Here is an 18,703-nt window from a genome sequence, read left to right as displayed (position 1 = left end):
TGATGAAAAATACACTTCTAATTTTAGTGTTGATTTTGATTCTCGGATGCTCTTCAAAAGAGGATCTTTTGATAGGAAAATGGGAAAAAGCGGAAGAACATTTTGGAGGTAATTTAGGCAATAAAGTTGTGGTGAATAAAGTCAAAAACAGTAAAACCTATACCTTTAAAAAAGACAATAAACTATCACTAATTGCTGACGGTTTGAATTATGAAGGGATTTTCGAAGTAGTGCAAAATGAAAAAGATTATATTCTTCACACCATTACATTTTCTCAAATAGGAAATCAAACGTTTGATAGTTATTTTCGAATTCATTTTGAAGACAGTATCACCATGAAGAAAATATCATTTGTACCGATACATCCGGATAATCAAGTGATGTATAGTGTTGGGCGTAAAGATATTTACGAAAAAAAGGATTAGATGAAAGATAAATTTTATCAATATATATTACAATTACAAAACCAAATCACTTCCGCTTTAGAAGCGGTAGATGGTGTAGCAAAATTCCGTGAAGATATTTGGCAACGACCGGAAGGCGGCGGCGGAAGAACCCGCGTGATGGAGAATGGAAATGTTTTTGAAAAAGGCGGCGTAAACATTTCAGCCGTTCACGGTAAATTACCCGAAACGATGCGTCAACTGTTTAACGTTGGCGAAGCTGATTTCTTTGCGTGTGGACTGAGTTTAGTGATTCACCCAAAAAGCCCAATGGTGCCAACGGTTCACGCCAATTGGCGCTATTTCGAAATGTATGACGATAATGGAAATGTAATTAATAGTTGGTTTGGTGGCGGACAAGATTTAACGCCTTATTATTTGTTTGAAGAAGATGCGAAACATTTTCACCAAACCTGTAAAACCGCTTGCGACAAACACTCCCGAAGCTTCGGGACCGATTTTTATCCGAAATATAAAAAACAATGCGACGCCTATTTTTGGAATGCCCATAGAAATGAAGCACGAGGTATAGGCGGTTTGTTTTTCGATTATTGCAAAGCAACAGAATCAATGTCAATGGAAGATTGGTACAATTTTGTGACTGAAGTCGGCAACAGTTTCTGTGAAGCTTACGTTCCCATTGTAGAAAGAAGAAAAACATTATCTTATACGCCCGAACAAAAAACTTGGCAAGAAATCCGTCGCGGTCGTTATGTCGAATTCAATTTGGTACACGACAAAGGCACGCTATTCGGTTTAAAAACCAATGGTAGAATCGAGAGCATCTTGATGTCTTTACCACCGCAGGTACAATGGGTTTACGATCATCATCCGGAAATCGGAAGCGAAGAAGAAAAATTAGTCAAAATATTAGAAAAACCAATTGACTGGATATAATTATCAATTGTCAATTATAAATTATCCATTAATATGTTCCCACTACAAAGAGGCAGAAGATTAAGAGTTAACGAAAGCATTCGTTCCCTAGTCCGCGAAACAACCCTAAGTCCATCCGACTTTATGTTCCCCATGTTCATCGCGGAAGGCGAAAACTACAAATTCGAAATTCCATCAATGCCTGGTATTTTCCGCCGTTCTGTCGATTTAACGGTAGAAGAAGTCAAAGAAATTTACGCTTTAGGCATTCGTGCTGTAAACATCTATGTAAAAGTGGATGAAAGCCTAAAAGACAACACCGGAAAGGAAGCTTGGAATCCCAACGGATTAATGCAACGCGCCATCAAAGCCATTAAAACCGCTTGTCCGGAAATGATTGTCATGCCCGATGTCGCTTTAGATCCATACTCCATTTACGGTCATGACGGTATTATCGAAAATGGCGATATTGCCAACGATGCGACCAATGAAGCTTTGGTAAAAATGGCCGTTTCTCATGCACAAGCCGGAGCCGATTTTGTAGCGCCAAGCGACATGATGGACGGACGCGTTTTAAGATTACGCCAAGGTTTAGACGCTGCCGGTTTTTCAAACGTAGGCATTATGAGTTATTCGGCTAAATATGCTTCGGCATTTTATGGGCCATTTCGCGATGCTTTAGACAGCGCGCCAAGAGAAGCCGATGTAGTTGTTCCTAAAGACAAAAAGACTTACCAAATGGATTACGCCAATCGTATCGAAGCTATTAAAGAAGCCCTAATGGACGTAGAAGAAGGCGCCGATATGGTTATGGTCAAACCCGGAATTGCCTATTTGGATATCGTTCGCGAAGTTAAAAATGCAGTCAACGTTCCCGTGACGGTTTTCCACGTGTCGGGCGAATATGCCATGATCAAAGCCGCTTCTGAAAGAGGTTGGCTCGACCACGACAAAATTATGATGGAGCAATTAATGTGTATTAAACGCGCCGGCGCGAGTTTGATTTCGACTTATTTTGCTAAGGAAGCTGCTATTTTATTAAATCAATAATTGTCATCCAGTCCCGAAGCTTTGGGAGTCGAAGGAAGGAGCGAAAGACTTGGATTTATTGGTTGTCCATGTTCCCGCTTTCCGCGCTACACGGTAGCTAGCTTCAATCGGGGCTAATTAGAATTTGTATTGAATTTTTGTACACTATGAAAAAAATTATATTACTAGCTTTTATCATCACATTCGTGTCTTGTAAAAAAGAAACCGAAGACAATTACGGTCAACCCAAACAAGACGACACAGCAATAGCCATTTCCGGTCAAGAGCTATTTGAAGGAAAAGGAACTTGCAACGCTTGTCATTTACCAGACCAAAAAGTAATCGGACCAAGTATCGCTGAGATTGCCAACACCTACAAAGAAAAAAAAGGAAGTATTGTTAGTTTTTTGAAAGAAGAAAGCGAACCCATAGTTGACCCAAGTCAGTATGAGGTAATGAAAACCAACTTCGCCATCACCAAGCTAATGAGCGACGAAGAACTAAAAGCCTTAGAAAATTATATCTATAGTTTCTCGAAATAAATCTCTGCGAACTTCGCGACATCTTTACTCCCGAAACTTCGAGACTTTGCGGTTAAAATAATTATCTTTATCCTATGGAAACCGCATTCATCAAAACACCACTCGGAATAGCCAAAATTGCTGGCGATGACAACGGTATTGCCATAATTTCAATTTTGGAAGAAGGCGAACTTACCATTACAATTCCATCTGTTTTGACAGAAGCAGTACAACAACTCCAAGATTATTTCCAAGGAAATCGAATTGATTTTGATTTTAAAATAAATCCTAACGGAACCGATTTCCAACAAAAAGTTTGGCAAGAATTGTTGAATATTCCGTTTGGCAAAACCATGTCTTATCTTGATTTGTCTAAAAAGTTAGGCGATGTCAAAGCCATTCGAGCAGTAGCATCAGCCAATGGTAAAAACCCTTTATGGATTGTCGTTCCGTGTCATCGCGTTATTGGAACGGATGGATCTTTAACCGGTTATGCCGGCGGACTTTGGCGCAAAAAATGGTTATTGGAGCACGAAAGTCCGAGTGCTCAACAATCACTTTTTTAACTATTTTTCTTTCATATTTAAAATAAATTACTAATTTTAAGTCGGTTAATTCTTAAATTTATTCTTATGATAGAAAAGATTCCACTCAATAATATTCTCTTTCTCGATATCGAAACCGTTCCGGAGGAAGAAAACTTTAATGTTCTGGATAACGAGATGAAAGTCCTTTGGGAACAAAAAACCCAGTACCAAAGAAAAGATGAATACACTCCGGAAGACTTTTATGAACGCGCCGGCATTTGGGCTGAGTTTGGAAAGATTGTCTGTATTTCAGTAGGCTATTTTGCCAATAAAAACGATATTCGAAACTTTAGAGTAACTTCCTTTTTTGGTGATGAGAAAAAGATTTTAAAGGATTTCTCCAATTTGTTAGATACTCATTTCAATGGAGCCCAACATCTTTTGTGTGGTCACAATGCCAAAGAATTTGACATACCGTTTATCGCTCGCAGAATGATTATTAATCAGATTGTCATCCCGGCTAAGTTGAATTTATTTGGAAAGAAACCTTGGGAAATTCCACATTTGGATACTTTGGAATTATGGAAGTTTGGCGACTACAAACATTTCACCTCTTTAAAATTGTTGACCAAGATTCTGGGCATACCTTCTCCAAAAGGCGATATAGATGGTAGTCAAGTCGCGCATGTGTTTTATGTAGAAAAAGACATTGACCGAATTGTGACATACTGTGAAAAAGATGTGATTGCGGTAGCACAGATTTTCCTTCGACTGCGCAGAGAGGATTTATTGATAGATGATGAAATTTTACACGTATAAAAAAAGAGGTCAATTTGGACCTCTTTTTTATTTCTTTTATGCTGTTGGATTAGTTTCTTCTCAAAACTATTTTTTTAGTAACAGCACCTTGATCATTAGCAATGTTTACTAAATAAACACCATCTTGAAGATTCTCTATACCAAAGGAAGTATATACTTGGTTAGTATCTTTGGTCATAATAGCTCTTCCTTGTAAATCAAACAAAGTAATGGTTGCTTTATCGATTAAAGAAGGAATGGCAACATTCACAATTCCTTTCGTTGGATTTGGATACACACTGCTATTCAAAATAGGATTAGAAATCACAGAAAGAGCAGCTTCTACATTACAAATATCGATACTGAAACTGTTGATAATACCTCCATCTTCATTATAAGGGTCAACAACTCTCAATGTCCATATTCCATCTGCCGGTAAAGTATTCAAAGCACTTAATGGATTAACAGGAGTAATACTTCCACTAATTGCAGGACTTCCGGCACAAGCAGGTTCAGTACCATCATCATCCATAGTACAATCAATATCAGACTGACCGCCACAAGCTTCTTCGAGTAAGGTAATGATTGGGCTTCCAATAGCTACTGGTCCTTCAAGAACAATAGTCATATCTTGTACCCAAGTGTGACTAATATTAATATTCACATTTAAATCACCAATAGTATAACCACCAGTAATGGTTAAGGGAACAGAAGCGGATGAGTTTGGAACATCTGCAATAACAGCATCAGAATAGTCTTCAGCAGCAAAATTGATGTCACAAACAAGATTTCCGGTATCAAAATAGTAAACAATAGCGTTGTTAGTTGTAGCAGTACCACAATTGTTTTGTGGAATCACTCTCCAATAATACCTCGTAGCCTCAGCCAAACCAGAGATGTTATATTGATTGTTGGTTACTTCATCAGTAACAAACAAAGAAGAGAAATTTGGAAATTGAGAAACCTGAATGCTATAAGTTAGTGCATTAGGTTGGGTATCCCATTTTAACAAAGCCGTAGTCGATAATCCGTTTTGTGCATTTGTTGGCGTTTGTAAAGCAACCGGTTGAAAAGAAGTTCCGTTAAAAACTCTTAATATTTTAAAACGTGTTTCAGTTTCTGTTGCACCTGTTCCTTTGATTCCAACAAAATATTCACCCGGTGTTATTCCTGACAAGCCTGAAACAGTCATAGTAACAGAACCATTACTGCTTAAGGAAGTAGGGGAAAAAGTAGCGCTAGCACCGGTTGGTAAATCTACTGCGGAGAAAGTAGTTGATCCACCACCAGATTGTGTATAGTTAAAAGTATAGACTGCATTTTGATCAGAACAAACAGTCAAGTTGTCTGAGGTTGAATTTAGGGCAAAATTGGAAGTCAAGCCAGTGATAACCAACGAGAATTTTTGGCTATCGCTAACCAAAGCACCTTTATGATTTACCGTAATTGTATATTGACCAGCAGTAGGAGCATCAATTTTAACTTGTTCAACATTGTCAACATTGTTATCCTCAATTCTAATTGCAGGGCTATTTGGATCAAAATCCAATTTCCATGGGAAATATGTTGTTGTGTTTTTAACCACTCTGATATCCAAATCATTTACCAAAGCAGGTGTTGGATCATTGGCTCCAAATCCACCGGTATTGATGGCTCCAGGAACATCAGTCCAAGTAATTGAAGCAATTAAAGGGGTTGTTCCATTGGAGTTTACTGTGATGGTATACTCTTGTCCATTGGCTAGGTTTTCTTCAGAAACCCATGAGGATAGTCCATTATTTGTTAATGTTTCTGCCGCTTTTTTACAATTCAATAATCCCCAACCAAACACTGCATCAGGTCCCTCTTCTCCGGCATCATCGGCGGTATGGCAAACCAACCCTTTAAGGGTTGAAGCACGCATAAAACTGTTGGTTAGATTATTATAGTGTTGTTGAAGTAAGATAAGACTTCCGGCTACATTTGGAGAAGCCATAGAAGTTCCGGAAAGCGGAGCGGTTGCATTTGTTCCAGAATTGCTGGTTGAAGTAACATTGGTCCCGTTTCCGGTAATATCCGGTTTGATTCTATAATCGTCTGTTGGCCCTTGACTACTTGAAGGATTGATTGTTACTGCTGAAGTAAGTGTTCCGTCAGCTGCTGTAGTGGCATCTAATGCATTCGCTACAACTAAATTATTTTTTGCGCCTTTATTTCCGACCAATTTATCAAAGCCAAAAGCTATTGGTTCCTCATTGTCATTATTACCACCTTCATTTCCGGCAGACATTACCGCTAAATAGTATGGTGCATCATAGGCGATATCGTCCCAAAGAAAAGCAGAATAGGTATAAGAGCCAATATACCATGATGGTAATGGAGTACCTGAACCTGAAATAGGAGTACCATAAGAGTGATTAGAAACTAACATGCCTTCCATGGTTTCTGAAACAACTTCTGCATCATCAAAACCCCAATCAAAAGTACGCGCATTGGCTTCAGGCGCCATTCCTTTTACATTCGCCGGATTTGCAGAAGCCACCATCGTACCCGTAACGTGAGTAGCGTGTAAAATAGTGTTTGTAGTGGCAGCATCAACCGCAACAACTCTTGAGCCAAAAGCAGTGTGATTTGTTCTTACATTACCACCGTCCCAAACTCTAACAGTCATTCCCTGTCCATCTAAATTAAGACCTAATGAACCACCGGTATTTAAATGATTGGTTCTGGTTGTTCGCGCGGCATTTACATTGTCTGTTGTGTAATATATGGGCAATCCTTCCGGCGTAAGTGCCATTAATTCTTTAATACCACCTTCGGGAGTTTCTTCATAAATTGGCCAGTTTCTTTGCTTTGCAGTGGCTATGGCTTTTTGCTTTTCAGCAGCAGCTCTTTTTCGGTAAGCAGCTTCTTTTTCTTTAAGCTTAGCCATGTCATATTCGGCGGTAATTTTTTTGATATCTTTCTGAGACTGACCGAATACAGAACTAGAAATAAAAAGGATTAGAAGTAATAATGAATAGTTCTTTTTCATGATTTTCTTAAGAGAGTAATTAGTTGGTTGTTAAAGTCTGCAAATATAAAAATCTTAGTGTAAAATGATTATTTTATTGTTAAATATTCATTATTTTTTAAGATATGTTCAAGACATGTCAAATAGGACTACAGTTATCGCTGTTTTTTTATAAAAAATTTATTTCAATACCGATTCAAAAATTATTTCTATCCAAATTTGATAAATAGTATATTTACCAAAAAACAGATTATGGTTCTCAGTAGATTTTGGCTTGTTATTTTTATCGCCTCCATCACCTTTGTGATTTTCAGTTTATTTTCGGGTAATAGTTACACTATAGATCATATATTAAACGGAAAAAAGGATGATCCGGTTTTAATTTCAGAAAAATACTTGAATGAGATTCCGAAATTTATCCAAGATAGTATCGGTAAAAATGAGGAAAAAACCTTTGTAATCAATAGCGACACGCTGAATGCCGATACTACTTATGTCTACAAAAACAAAACCGTAAAAGTTTACAGCGGCGTTCAAAAAACGGATGGTTTATTGCCAACGTGTAAAATGACGCTGTTTGATATCATCCTTCCTTTAATGGCCTATTTGGCTTTCTTTTGCGGATTGATGGAACTTTTAATCATTTCGGGCGCTTCCGAAATATTAGCCAGAAAGTTGAGTCCGGTTTTTGCCAAAGTCTTTCCTTCGGTTCCTAAAAACCACGAATCAATATCTTATATGACCTTAAACTTTGCTGCTAATTTCCTTGGTTTGGATTCAGCCGCAACGCCATTCGGTTTAAAAGCCATGCAAAGTTTACAAGAAATTAATCCCGAAAAAGACAAAGCCAGTGATGCCCAGATTATGTTTATGTGTTTGCATGCCGCTGGTTTAACCTTAATACCAACGTCTATTATTGGCTATCGCGCTGCACAAAATGCAGAAAATCCGGCGGATGTGATGTTGCCTTGTATTATTACGTCTTTTATAGGAACAATAGCAGCTATGATAATTGTTGGGATTAAACAAAAAATCAACTTCAAAAGCGCAACTTTATTGGTGGCTTTGATGAGTGTTGTGGCAGCGATTGTTGGTTTGTTATTCTATATTAACGGATTGGATTTGGTGGGTAAAAACTTTTTTACCTCTAATCTTTCCGGATTGATGTTGGTGGTCATTATTGGATTTACTTTACTTTTTGCCTTCCTTAAGGAAAAGAAATTTATTGAGAAAGAAACCACCGTTTTTGATGCTTTTGTTGTAGGTGCCAATAATGGAATACAAACCGGAGTAAAAATTTTCCCTTACGTATTGGGAATGTTAGTCGCGATATCCTTTTTCAGAAATAGTGGTTTGTTTGACATTATCAGTAACGGACTTTCCTTTGTGTTTTCCAACATTGGCGTGAGCAAACAAATTACAGATTCTTTACCGGTTGCGATGTTACGTCCTTTCAGTTCCGGAGGTTCTCGTGGATTTATGATTGATTCGATGCGTACTTTTGGTCCCGATTCTTTGACCGGAAGATTGAGTTGTATTTTCCAATGCAGTGCCGAAACCACTTTTTATGTAATTGCGGTTTATTTTGGTTCAGTTAATATCAAAAATACCCGTTACACTTTAACCACGATGCTTTTGGTTGATTTGATTTGTGTAATAACCGCAATTTTTGTGGCGAGTTGGTTTTTCAGCTAAATAGGTATAGGTTATGTTGTATCGCAATTTGGTATGTCATTTTGTTGGTAATAGTTTTATGTGGCTATGTCATGGAGGCAAAAAATCAATTGACGAAGTGGCTAAAAAAGACAATTCAAAGCTAGGACTTTTAGTTATAATTATCGTGTTTTTCATAACACTAGGCTTTAATAAATAATAAATATGTCATTCACAGCATCCTTTACAGAGTTTTATAATCAAGTCAAAACTAGTTTAGCTGACGGAACTTTTGCCAAATTGACTTTGGCTAAAACCATCGGCAACACCGATTTGAAGAATATTTACGTTCGTCCAATCATTGAAGACGGGAATTTAAGATTAGAACTCAAATTTCGTTACCAAGAAGAAGAATTGTTTGAAGTTCATGACATCGATGAAGCGTGTGAGAAACTCAAAACTTATATCAACAATCCGTTTATGTCGGCGATATTGTTTACCACAGAATTTGATTTGATTTATAAATTGAATAAAAAAAGAGCGGTGAGCATCACAGAACAATTTCCAAGTTTTACTCATGCCTCACCAATTATTTTAGAGTTTCTGAGGAAATAGATTTCACACTTTTAACCAATAAAAAAACCACAAAAATCATTGAAGTTTTGTGGTTTTCTGCTTTTATATAAAGATTTTGATTAAATCACCATTTCCGGAATATCACCTTCAATAATCAAATCGGCTTCAGTCGAAGCGATAATATGTTCAACTGAAACGCCTGGTGCTCGTTCCAGTAGTTTGAAGCCTTTGGGTGTGATTTCCATTACCGCCAATTCGGTAACCACTTTTTTCACACAACCAACACCTGTTAAGGGTAAACTGCATTTTTTTAAAATTTTGCTTTCACCGGCTTTGTTGACATGCATCATGGCTACGATAATGTTTTCGGCAGAAGCGACTAAATCCATAGCGCCGCCCATTCCTTTGACCATTTTGCCCGGGATTTTCCAGTTGGCTATGTCTCCGTTTTCGGCAACTTCCATAGCGCCGAGAATGGTTAAATCGACTTTCTGACTTCTAATCATGCCGAAACTGAAGGCAGAATCAAAAAAACTCGCTCCCGGCAAAGTCGTGATAGTTTGTTTTCCGGCGTTGATGACATCGGCATCTTCTTCGCCTTCAAAAGGAAATGGGCCCATGCCTAAAACACCGTTTTCCGATTGAAATTCAACCGAAATATCCGTACGTACATAATTAGCCACCAAAGTAGGAATTCCGATGCCAAGGTTGACAAAGTATTTGTCTTTAACTTCTTGGGCTATTCTTTTTGCGATATCGTTTTTATCTAAAGCCATGATTACTCTCTTTTTCGGGTTGTACGTTGCTCAATTCTCTTCTCAAATTTCTCGCCTTTGAATATGCGTTGCACCATAATCCCCGGAATGTGAATTTGATTTGGATCTAATGAACCAACCGGCAATAATTCTTCTACTTCGGCGATGGTGATTTTTCCGGCACCGGCCATACAAGCGTTGAAATTACGAGCCGTTCCTTTGAAAATCAGGTTTCCGGCTTCGTCGCCTTTCCATGCTTTTACGATAGCAAAATCAGCTTTGTAAGCTAGTTCCATGATGTGCATTTTGCCATTGAATTCGCGGACTTCTTTGCCTTCAGCGACTTCGGTTCCGTAACCGGCAGGCGTGAAGAAAGCTGGAATTCCGGCTTGTGCTGCACGACATTTTTCTGCCAAAGTACCTTGTGGTGTTAGTTCTACATCCAATTCGCCCGAAAGCATTTGGCGTTCGAATTCGGCATTTTCTCCTACATAAGAAGAGATCATTTTTTTGATTTGTCTTTTTTGGAGCAACAAGCCCAATCCGAAATCATCAACACCGGCATTGTTGGAAATACAGGTTAAACCGGTTGTTTCTTTTTGTACCAATTCGGCAATGCTGTTTTCCGGAATACCACAAAGTCCGAAACCACCGAGCATGATGGTCATGTTGTCTTCGATACCTTGAAGGGCTTCTTGTACAGAGTTTACTTTTTTATTAATCATAATTGATTAGTGTTTAGCGTAATTTGTTTGTGGCGTAAATTTAGGAATTTAAAAGAGAATAGGGAAGGGATTTGTTTCCGGCGTTTTAAAATAAAAAATTCCGCCTGCAGTTTGTAGACGGAATTTTTTATTATGTTAGCCCGGATTTCTTCGGTAGTCGCTTCGCTCGTGTGAAACTGGCTACCCATGTAGCGCGGAAAGCCGAAAATAGCTCCTAACCCTAGCGCAGCGAACAGGCGTAAGCAATTTTACAATTCAAAATCATCAATATTTTGTTCTTCTTCCTCGGTTGGAACTGCTGTGGAATCGGTTTCTACTTTTCTTGGTGTCCAACAATCTACTTTGATGGAGAGATTATCCGGTCTTTCGAAAGGATCTTTGGAGATTTGGAGGTCTTTGTCTTCATAACATTTTTTCATCATATAACCCCAAATTGGTAAAGCAGCAGTGGCGCCTTGTCCGTAAGTAATGCCTTTGAAACGCGCCGAACGGTCTTCACAGCCGACCCAAACGCCAGTCACCAAATTAGGTACCATTCCAATAAACCAACCGTCGGATTGGTTTTGAGAAGTTCCGGTTTTACCCGCAATTGGGTTGGTGAACATATAGGGATAACCTGTCCAACGATTGTCGCCGCTTCCGCCACCTTCCGTTCTTAAACGCACCCCCGAACCACTTTCGGTTACACCTTCTAATAATTTTACAACGGCATAAGCAATGTCTTTATTCAACACGTCATGAGAATCGGGAACAGGTTCGTAAAGGACAACCCCGTTTTTATCTTCAATCCTGCTGATGAATTGTGGTTTGATGTAAACCCCTTGATTGGCAAATGTGCTGTAAGCCGCCACCATATCTTCAACCGTAATTTCAACTGCACCTAGCGCAATAGAAGGTTGAGCAGGAATTTCTGATTTAACGCCTAGTTTTTTGGTTAGATTCACAACGGCGTCTGGTCCGGTTTTGTCAATTAATTTGGCTGAAACCGTATTGATGGAAAGCGCTAAAGCTCTTTTTAAAGTCACCATGCCTCGGTATTGATGATCAGAATTTTTTGGTTCCCAATCTTTGGTAACGTTGTGTCTTCCTTTATGAATCATAAATGGACTATCGATGATAGAATCACAAGGTGACATGCCTAGTTGCTCAATCGCAGTTGCATAAACGAAAGGTTTAAATGTTGAACCCACTTGTCTTGCGCCTTGACCAACGTGATCGTATTGGAAATATTTATAATCGATTCCGCCAACCCAAGCTTTGATATGTCCGGTTTGTGGTTCCATCGACATTAATCCCGCTTGGAGGAAGTGTTTGTAATAACGGATGGAATCCATAGGGGTCATTAACGTATCGATTTCTCCTTTCCAAGAGAAGATTTTCATTTTGGCTTTCACATCAAAGGAAGCGATGATTTCTTCTTCTGATTTGTCCATGTCTTTCATTACTCTCCAACGCTCAGAGTTTTTCATCGCTTGGTTCATGATGCGTTTGGTTTCGTCATCGGTAATGTTGATGAAAGGAGCATTTTTATTGTTTTTTTGCTCAGCAAAGAATTCTTGTTGCAGATTTTTCATATGTGCCTGAACAGCTTCTTCAGCATGTTCCTGAATTTTGGAATCGATTGTGGTGTAAATTTTCAGACCATCGCTGTAAATATCCCAATCGCTGCCATCAGCTCTTTTGTTTTCTTTGACCCAATTTTTCATGTACTCACGAAGGAATTCACGGAAATAGGTTGCCGTTCCTTCTTTATGACTTTCAGGATGGAAGTTCAAAACGATAGGTTTGCTGGCTAAAGTATCTCTCGATGTCTTATCTAAAACTTTATTTCGCACCATTTGGTCTAAAACCGTATTTCGTCTGTTTTTGACTTTTTCCAAACGACGCAAAGGATTGTAAAGGGAAGGATTTTTAAGCATTCCGACAAACATCGCTGCCTCATCAATGGATAAATCGCGTGGTTCTTTGCCAAAATATACTTTGGAAGCCGAACGAATTCCAACGGCTGTATTCACAAAATCAGCTTTGTTTAAATACATGGCGATGATTTCGTTTTTGGTATATTGACGTTCTAATTTAACGGCGATAATCCATTCTTTTACTTTTTGAATCACACGAAAAGGCTTGAAACTGGAACCTTCACCGTGAAAAAGTAATTTGGCTAACTGTTGGGTTATGGTACTCGCACCACCATCGGAACCTAATTTTATGGCTGCGCCTAAAGTTCTTCTACCATCAATTCCGGAATGTTCGTAGAAACGCTCATCTTCGGTAGCGACAAGGGCTTTTACCAAATGTGGTGGCAAATCTTCGTATTTGATTGGTGTTCGGTTTTCGTTATAAAACTTCCCAATGGTGACACCATCAGAAGAGATAATTTCGGTGGCCAAATTAGATTCCGGATTTTCTAAGTCTTCAAAGGATGGCATACTGCCGAAAAAACCCCATGATGCCAAAAAGAAAAACAATATCATTACACCAAGTCCGTAAACTAACAACTGCCAAAATTTCTTTTGGTAGTATTTAATGTCTTTAACTGTTGCGGTATTATTTTTTTGTGCCATATTTTTTATTCTGTAGATTCTATTCTAAAACCAACATCGGAGATGCCGGGAAGCGAAGGAACGCCTTCTATTTTGCCGGTTTGTCTCACTGCATGTTTGATGTGAATTTTATAAACTCCTTTTTGTGTAAAACTCACTTTATCCTTGTAAAACAACTTGTTTTCCTTAATGTCCGTGAACCCATCACCAAGAAGCGTGCCATCAGGATTGGTCATTTGGTATTCCAAAGTGTCTACTTTTATTTGTCTGTTTGGTTGTTCTAATGAAACAATCAGAAACAAATTATTGAAAGGATAATCATCGTTATCTCTAACGTTAACGTATAAATTGTACAATTTTTTTGCATCCAATTGTGGCAAATCAAAAGTAACAACACTGTCTTTGTGCCATTCCTTTCCGACGGATTTGTATTCGTCAAAGACTCTTTTTTCGTCGCAAGAAAATAAAAGTACCGCTACCAAAAGCAGGATAAAACTATTTCTTAATCTTAGGCTCATTTTTATTGTCGGATGAAGGTTTTTTATCGGCACCAAAAGGTTTGCGCTTTTTATTTTTGTTATTGTTTCTTTTCTTATTACGAGGTTGGTCAAAACGAGTCAAACTCTCTTGTCCCATGGCATTGTTGAAATCTTTTTCAGGTTCGGCTACAATTTCGATCGCAAAGTCTTCAAGCGAACTCACTTTTTTGCCTTGTTTGTTTTGGGACACAATTTCTTTGACTTGCTCGATGTTCAGCACATGCCAATTGGCAAAATTGTCAAAATAGGCAAACCACATTAGGCCTTTGAAAATGTCTTGTTTTTGACAAACGGCATCGCCTTTTTCGGTTTTTAATTTGGTTTCAAAATCCGGAAAATCTTTTAGCGCATCCATGTAAGTGTCTAATTCATAGTTCAGACAACATTTCAATTTACCACATTGACCGGCTAATTTTTGAGGATTCAAAGACAATTGTTGGTAACGTGCCGCCGAAGTATTGACGCTTCTGAAATCAGTTAACCAAGTGGAACAACACAATTCTCTTCCGCAGGAACCTATGCCGCCTAAACGAGAAGCTTCCTGACGGAAACCGACTTGTTTCATTTCAATTCTAGTACTGAATTCACGCGCGTAATCTTTGATTAACAAACGGAAATCAACACGATCGTTCGCAGTGTAATAGAAAGTCACTTTAGAACCATCGCCTTGGAATTCGATATCAGAAATTTTCATTTCCAATTTGTGAGCAATCGCCAATTCACGGGCTTTTACCTTCATCGGTTCTTCTTTGTCACGAGAATCGCTCCAAATATCGATGTCCTTTTGAGAGGCTTTTCGGTAAACTTTTGCGATTTCAGGACTGGTGTGATTTACGCCTTTTTTCTTCATTTGAATTTTAACCAATTCGCCTGTAAGGGTTACAATTCCGACATCGTGACCAGGAGAAGCTTCAGTAGCTACTACGTCACCGATGCTTAAAGTTAGTTTTTCGGTATTGCGGTAAAATTCTTTTCTTCCGTTTTTAAAACGCACTTCAATACAATCGAAAGGTGCTTCTCCATTGGGCAAACTCATGTTGGAGAGCCAATCGAAAACGGTTAATTTGTTGCAGCTATCGGTGCCGCAAGTCCCATTATTTTTGCATCCTTTTGGCGCACCGCCATCGGAAGTTGAACAACTTGTACAAGCCATAATTTGGATATAGGTATGTTGGTTGCGCCGAATATAATCAGCACTACTTATCATAAACGTTAAAAGTGTAAAGATATTGTTTTTTCGGTTAAAATTAGCCGCAAAATTTTTAAGTTTCCTTCAGGGTGATAATGTGGACAGGACACGCTTTTTCTGCCAATTCGCAATTTTCAACAATAGTATGGTCGGCTGATTTCAGGGTGTAAAATCCTTTGGCATTCACCGATTTTAAAAGCACCGATTTACCATCTTTTTTTGACATCTGAAATTGTCCCGGTGCCATTTCTACACAGTAATTGCAACCAATACATTTGTCTCTTTGTAGCGTAATAATAACCATTTAATTTTCTACAATTTTATATATTTTGTCGGACAAACGGATACGAAAAGGCACTTTTAAAGTACAACTATCTCCTTTTGAGGCTTTCTGCAACGGCAAATCGTTGACCATCATATCTTCAATAAACATTTCTTGAGCTCCGGTGCTTGGTCCTGTGATTAAGATTTTGTCGCCTTTTTTGATATCATAGGCTTCGATTTTGAATTCGGCTATATTGGTCTTTGGGAAATAATGCATGCCTTTACCAATGTAAACTTTTTTCTGAGTAGCGCTCGAACCGGGATTATCGCTCCATTCTCCCAGTTTTTGTCCCAAATAATATCCGCTCCAAAATCCACGGTTGTAAACGGTAGAAAGGGTTTCCATCCAAATATTAATTTTTTCTTTAGAAAAGGTATTTTGGTAATAGGAATCGATGGCTTCGCGATAAGTTTTTACTACGGTTGCCACATAATCGGCAGCGCGTCCTCGACCTTCAATTTTCAAAACTTTGACACCGGAATCAATGACTTGGTCTAGGAAATCAATCGTACATAAATCTTTAGGTGACATCATGTATTCATTATCGATTTCAATTTCGAATCCGCTTTCTTGGTCGATTACAGTATATTTTTTACGGCAATTTTGTTTGCAAGCACCGCGATTGGCAGAAGAATTATGAGAATGCAAACTCAAATAACATTTGCCCGAAACCGCCATACAAAGTGCACCATGACCAAAAATTTCAATTTCAACCAAATTGCCGTTTGGTCCTTTGATTCTTTCTTTTTCGATATCATTAGTGATTTTTTTTACTTGTCGTAAACTTAACTCACGAGACAAGACTATTGTATCGGCAAACATTGCGTAGAATTTTACGGTTTCAATGTTGGTCACATTCAATTGGGTTGAAATGTGTACTTCAATACCCATTGTCCTTGCGGTCATAATGACTGCTTGGTCTGATGCAATTACCGCAGTAATTTTGGCTTTTTTGGCTTTTGCCAAAAGGGTTTTCACGACAGACAAGTCGTGATCGTAAATAATAGTATTTAAAGTCAGATAGGTTCTGACGTTTTTTTCTTCACATCGGCGGGCAATTTCAGGCAAATCATCTAAAACGAAATTCACTGTAGCACGCGCACGCATGTTTAATTGTTCGACACCAAAATAAACCGAATCACATCCGTTGTCTAAAGCCGCCTGCAGTGATTCGAAATTGCCAGCCGGCGCCATCAATTCAAGTCTTTCCGAAGTAGTCATTAGTGGATGATTTTAAATAACTTATCAGACAAACGAACTCGAAACGGCACTTCAAAAGTTACTTTGTCACTAGGTTTTGCAACCACGTTATCATTGCCGTTTACTAACATTTTTTCCAAAATTAAAGTTTCGTCACCGGTTGTTGGTCCGGAGATGATGATTTTGTCACCAATATTCAGTTCTTGGTTTTCGATGATGAAAAGGCCAACTCTGGCTTTGGTGTAATAGTGTTCGACCTTACCAACCAGTACTTTTTTCACCTTTATTTTTTGGCGAATGTCGGTTGGTTTTTTTTTGGCTGTAGCCAAAGCAATATCGGAGAGTTCGCCCGAATGTTTGAATTTCAGGTTTTCAGATTTTCCTTTGCGGAAGACTTTGTTGCCGACTTGCTTTCCGCTTCTTAATCTTACTTGTTCCGCCAAAGGCAAATGGGTAATTTCCAGACATTCATTGGAACAACAATTTTCCATAGCCGCTTTACAATCGTCACATTGGATAAACAGCAAATGACAACCATCGTTGGAACAATTGGTGTGATTATCACACGGCTTTCCACATTGGTGACATTGCGAAACAATATCGTCGGTAATTCTTTCGCCTAAACGATGGTCGAAAACAAAATTCTTTCCGATGAATTTACTTTCCAGATTTTCTTCCTTGATTTGTTTGGCATAATTGATAATTCCGCCTTCTAATTGGAACACATTTTTAAAACCTTGGTGTTTAAAGTAAGCAGAAGCTTTTTCACAACGAATACCACCGGTGCAATACATCACTAGGTTTTTATCTTCTTTAAAATCTTTTAATTGTTCGTTGATGATAGGCAGACTTTCTCTAAAAGTTTCCACATCCGGAGTTATCGCGCCTTTGAAATGCCCAATTTCGCTTTCGTAATGATTTCTGAAATCAACCACAATCGTGTTAGGATCTTCTAAAATCTGATTGAATTCGTTGGCTTTTAAATGTACACCAATATTGGTTACATCAAAGGTTTCGTCGTTTAAACCATCGGCTACAATTTTGTCCCGAACTTTCACAGTCAACTTCAAAAACGAATGGTCATCGTGTTCCACAGCCACATTCAAGCGGATGTTTTTCATGAAATCATAGGCTTCTAATGTTTCGCGGAAAGCTTCAATGTTTTCGGCCGGAACCGACATTTGGGCGTTGATTCCTTCTTTGGCAACATACGTTCGGCCTAAGGCATCGAGTTGGTTCCATTGGATAAATAAATCGTCGCGAAATTTTTTTGGATCTTCAATTTTGGCATACGCATAGAAAGACAACGTTAGTCGTTGTTTGCCGGCTTGGTCAATCAATTCGGCTCTTTCTTCTGCGCTTAAGGTGTTATACAGTTGCATGCTATAAACGTTTAAGTGAGAAATATGTTGTGAGTTCTAAATGGAAGAATTCGGTGCAAATTTACATTTTTTTTGCAATAAAAAAACCCAAGCAGTTTTTAGACCGTTGGGTTTCTTTTTCATAGCATTTCTCCCATTTTCATGGCATCTTATTCAAGAGATGCAATTCAATAGAAAAGGTTGCGTGAAGTTTTTTTAATTTTTTTTTAGCAGAATTCTGCGTATGCATCTTTAAGGTTTTCTGCGATTAATTCTGCCGGACGACCTTCAATGTGGTGACGTTCTAACATGTGTACCAATTCGCCGTTTTTGAACAAAGCCATACTTGGCGATGACGGTGGAAAAGGAAACATTTGTTGGCGAGCTGCATCAACAGCTTCTTTGTCAACACCGGCAAAAACAGTGATTAAATGGTCTGGTTTTTTAGCGCCATCTAAACTCATTTTAGCTCCCGGACGAGCATTTCTTGCCGCACAACCACAAACCGAATTTACTACTACTAAAGTCGTTCCTTCTGCTTTAATCGCGTTTTCAACGTCAGCTGCTGTATATAATTCTTGAAAGCCAGCTTCTGAAAGTTCAGCGCGCATTGGCAATACCATTTCTTCTGGGTACATATTTTTTTGATTT

18 protein-coding genes are annotated in these 18,703 nt (G+C 38.5%); 8 read left to right on the top strand and 10 right to left on the bottom strand.

Annotation, left to right across the window (positions count from 1 at the left end; genetic code table 11):
- Window positions 1–2 precede the first annotated feature (2 nt).
- The 6 genes from B3C16_RS07000 to B3C16_RS06975 all read left to right on the top strand — a co-directional run bounded on the left by B3C16_RS07000 (window position 3) and on the right by B3C16_RS06975 (window position 4,215).
- Window positions 3–425: a hypothetical protein gene (locus B3C16_RS07000; RefSeq protein WP_291130266.1), complete on the top strand. Its 423-nt coding sequence runs from the start codon at window positions 3–5 to the stop codon at window positions 423–425.
- On the top strand, window positions 426–1,340 hold the full coding sequence (gene hemF, locus B3C16_RS06995) for an oxygen-dependent coproporphyrinogen oxidase (RefSeq protein ID WP_291130263.1): 915 nt from the start codon (window positions 426–428) through the stop codon (window positions 1,338–1,340).
- A gap of 33 nt (window positions 1,341–1,373) precedes the next feature.
- Window positions 1,374–2,369: a porphobilinogen synthase gene (gene hemB / locus B3C16_RS06990; protein WP_291130260.1), complete on the top strand. Its 996-nt coding sequence runs from the start codon at window positions 1,374–1,376 to the stop codon at window positions 2,367–2,369.
- A gap of 146 nt (window positions 2,370–2,515) precedes the next feature.
- The gene (locus tag B3C16_RS06985) at window positions 2,516–2,890 is read left to right on the top strand and encodes a c-type cytochrome (protein ID WP_291130257.1); all 375 of its coding nucleotides are present in this window, start codon (window positions 2,516–2,518) and stop codon (window positions 2,888–2,890) included.
- A 74-nt stretch (window positions 2,891–2,964) separates the two neighbouring features.
- Entirely contained in the window at window positions 2,965–3,435 is a 471-nt protein-coding gene (locus B3C16_RS06980) for a methylated-DNA--[protein]-cysteine S-methyltransferase (RefSeq protein WP_121312276.1), read from the top strand.
- Window positions 3,436–3,501: 66 nt separating this feature from the next.
- A complete protein-coding gene (locus tag B3C16_RS06975) occupies window positions 3,502–4,215 on the top strand; it encodes a 3'-5' exonuclease (protein WP_291130252.1) in 714 nt (237 codons plus the stop codon).
- Window positions 4,216–4,264: 49 nt separating this feature from the next.
- Here B3C16_RS06975 and B3C16_RS06970 read toward each other — a convergent pair whose 3' ends face one another.
- The gene (locus B3C16_RS06970; protein WP_291130249.1) at window positions 4,265–7,207 is read right to left on the bottom strand and encodes a S8 family serine peptidase; all 2,943 of its coding nucleotides are present in this window, start codon (window positions 7,205–7,207) and stop codon (window positions 4,265–4,267) included.
- Between the two features lie 231 nt (window positions 7,208–7,438).
- On the opposite strand from B3C16_RS06970, the gene B3C16_RS06965 reads away from it, so the two are divergent.
- A complete protein-coding gene (locus B3C16_RS06965) occupies window positions 7,439–8,881 on the top strand; it encodes a nucleoside recognition domain-containing protein (RefSeq protein WP_291130246.1) in 1,443 nt (480 codons plus the stop codon).
- Between the two features lie 183 nt (window positions 8,882–9,064).
- On the top strand, window positions 9,065–9,454 hold the full coding sequence (locus B3C16_RS06960; RefSeq protein ID WP_291130243.1) for a hypothetical protein: 390 nt from the start codon (window positions 9,065–9,067) through the stop codon (window positions 9,452–9,454).
- A gap of 80 nt (window positions 9,455–9,534) precedes the next feature.
- Here the strand turns inward: B3C16_RS06960 and B3C16_RS06955 are convergent, their stop codons facing one another.
- From B3C16_RS06955 to B3C16_RS06915, 9 genes are all read right to left on the bottom strand, one after another.
- Entirely contained in the window at window positions 9,535–10,191 is a 657-nt protein-coding gene (locus tag B3C16_RS06955) for a 3-oxoacid CoA-transferase subunit B (protein ID WP_121312283.1), read from the bottom strand.
- 2 nt (window positions 10,192–10,193) lie between these two features.
- Complete coding sequence (locus B3C16_RS06950; RefSeq protein WP_121312284.1) at window positions 10,194–10,895, bottom strand: CoA transferase subunit A; 702 nt, start codon at window positions 10,893–10,895, stop codon at window positions 10,194–10,196.
- A gap of 248 nt (window positions 10,896–11,143) precedes the next feature.
- Window positions 11,144–13,459, bottom strand: a complete 2,316-nt coding sequence (locus tag B3C16_RS06945; RefSeq protein WP_291130237.1) for a penicillin-binding protein 1A — start codon at window positions 13,457–13,459, stop codon at window positions 11,144–11,146.
- A gap of 5 nt (window positions 13,460–13,464) precedes the next feature.
- Complete coding sequence (locus B3C16_RS06940; RefSeq protein ID WP_291130235.1) at window positions 13,465–13,956, bottom strand: gliding motility lipoprotein GldH; 492 nt, start codon at window positions 13,954–13,956, stop codon at window positions 13,465–13,467.
- Entirely contained in the window at window positions 13,934–15,130 is a 1,197-nt protein-coding gene (locus tag B3C16_RS06935; protein ID WP_121314961.1) for a PSP1 domain-containing protein, read from the bottom strand. Before B3C16_RS06935 ends, B3C16_RS06940 begins: the two co-directional genes overlap by 23 nt.
- Before the next feature lie 109 nt (window positions 15,131–15,239).
- Window positions 15,240–15,470: a ferredoxin gene (locus B3C16_RS06930; protein WP_121312287.1), complete on the bottom strand. Its 231-nt coding sequence runs from the start codon at window positions 15,468–15,470 to the stop codon at window positions 15,240–15,242.
- Window positions 15,471–16,712 carry a peptidase U32 family protein gene (locus B3C16_RS06925; RefSeq protein ID WP_291130232.1) on the bottom strand — a complete coding sequence of 414 codons (1,242 nt, stop codon included), beginning with the start codon at window positions 16,710–16,712 and terminating at the stop codon, window positions 15,471–15,473.
- Entirely contained in the window at window positions 16,712–18,073 is a 1,362-nt protein-coding gene (locus tag B3C16_RS06920; RefSeq protein ID WP_291130230.1) for a rhodanese-related sulfurtransferase, read from the bottom strand. Before B3C16_RS06920 ends, B3C16_RS06925 begins: the two co-directional genes overlap by 1 nt.
- Before the next feature lie 206 nt (window positions 18,074–18,279).
- Window positions 18,280–18,690, bottom strand: a complete 411-nt coding sequence (locus B3C16_RS06915) for a BrxA/BrxB family bacilliredoxin (RefSeq protein WP_121312290.1) — start codon at window positions 18,688–18,690, stop codon at window positions 18,280–18,282.
- Between the last annotated feature and the right edge of the window lie 13 nt (window positions 18,691–18,703).

Source organism: Flavobacterium sp. UBA7682 (assembly GCF_002482945.1).
GTDB lineage: Bacteria > Bacteroidota > Bacteroidia > Flavobacteriales > Flavobacteriaceae > Flavobacterium.
This window is presented reverse-complemented; position numbering and strand designations above follow the sequence as displayed.

Coding starts and splice junctions, on each gene's coding strand:
- B3C16_RS06930 (WP_121312287.1), bottom strand. CDS start 15,470: ATGGTTATTATTACGCTACAAAGAGACAAATGTATTGGTTGCAATTAC.
- hemB (WP_291130260.1), top strand. CDS start 1,374: ATGTTCCCACTACAAAGAGGCAGAAGATTAAGAGTTAACGAAAGCATT.
- hemF (WP_291130263.1), top strand. CDS start 426: ATGAAAGATAAATTTTATCAATATATATTACAATTACAAAACCAAATC.
- B3C16_RS06915 (WP_121312290.1), bottom strand. CDS start 18,690: ATGTACCCAGAAGAAATGGTATTGCCAATGCGCGCTGAACTTTCAGAA.
- B3C16_RS06980 (WP_121312276.1), top strand. CDS start 2,965: ATGGAAACCGCATTCATCAAAACACCACTCGGAATAGCCAAAATTGCT.
- B3C16_RS06920 (WP_291130230.1), bottom strand. CDS start 18,073: ATGCAACTGTATAACACCTTAAGCGCAGAAGAAAGAGCCGAATTGATT.
- B3C16_RS06945 (WP_291130237.1), bottom strand. CDS start 13,459: ATGGCACAAAAAAATAATACCGCAACAGTTAAAGACATTAAATACTAC.
- B3C16_RS06985 (WP_291130257.1), top strand. CDS start 2,516: ATGAAAAAAATTATATTACTAGCTTTTATCATCACATTCGTGTCTTGT.
- B3C16_RS07000 (WP_291130266.1), top strand. CDS start 3: ATGAAAAATACACTTCTAATTTTAGTGTTGATTTTGATTCTCGGATGC.
- B3C16_RS06970 (WP_291130249.1), bottom strand. CDS start 7,207: ATGAAAAAGAACTATTCATTATTACTTCTAATCCTTTTTATTTCTAGT.
- B3C16_RS06950 (WP_121312284.1), bottom strand. CDS start 10,895: ATGATTAATAAAAAAGTAAACTCTGTACAAGAAGCCCTTCAAGGTATC.
- B3C16_RS06935 (WP_121314961.1), bottom strand. CDS start 15,130: ATGGCTTGTACAAGTTGTTCAACTTCCGATGGCGGTGCGCCAAAAGGA.
- B3C16_RS06960 (WP_291130243.1), top strand. CDS start 9,065: ATGTCATTCACAGCATCCTTTACAGAGTTTTATAATCAAGTCAAAACT.
- B3C16_RS06940 (WP_291130235.1), bottom strand. CDS start 13,956: ATGAGCCTAAGATTAAGAAATAGTTTTATCCTGCTTTTGGTAGCGGTA.
- B3C16_RS06975 (WP_291130252.1), top strand. CDS start 3,502: ATGATAGAAAAGATTCCACTCAATAATATTCTCTTTCTCGATATCGAA.
- B3C16_RS06965 (WP_291130246.1), top strand. CDS start 7,439: ATGGTTCTCAGTAGATTTTGGCTTGTTATTTTTATCGCCTCCATCACC.
- B3C16_RS06925 (WP_291130232.1), bottom strand. CDS start 16,712: ATGACTACTTCGGAAAGACTTGAATTGATGGCGCCGGCTGGCAATTTC.
- B3C16_RS06955 (WP_121312283.1), bottom strand. CDS start 10,191: ATGGCTTTAGATAAAAACGATATCGCAAAAAGAATAGCCCAAGAAGTT.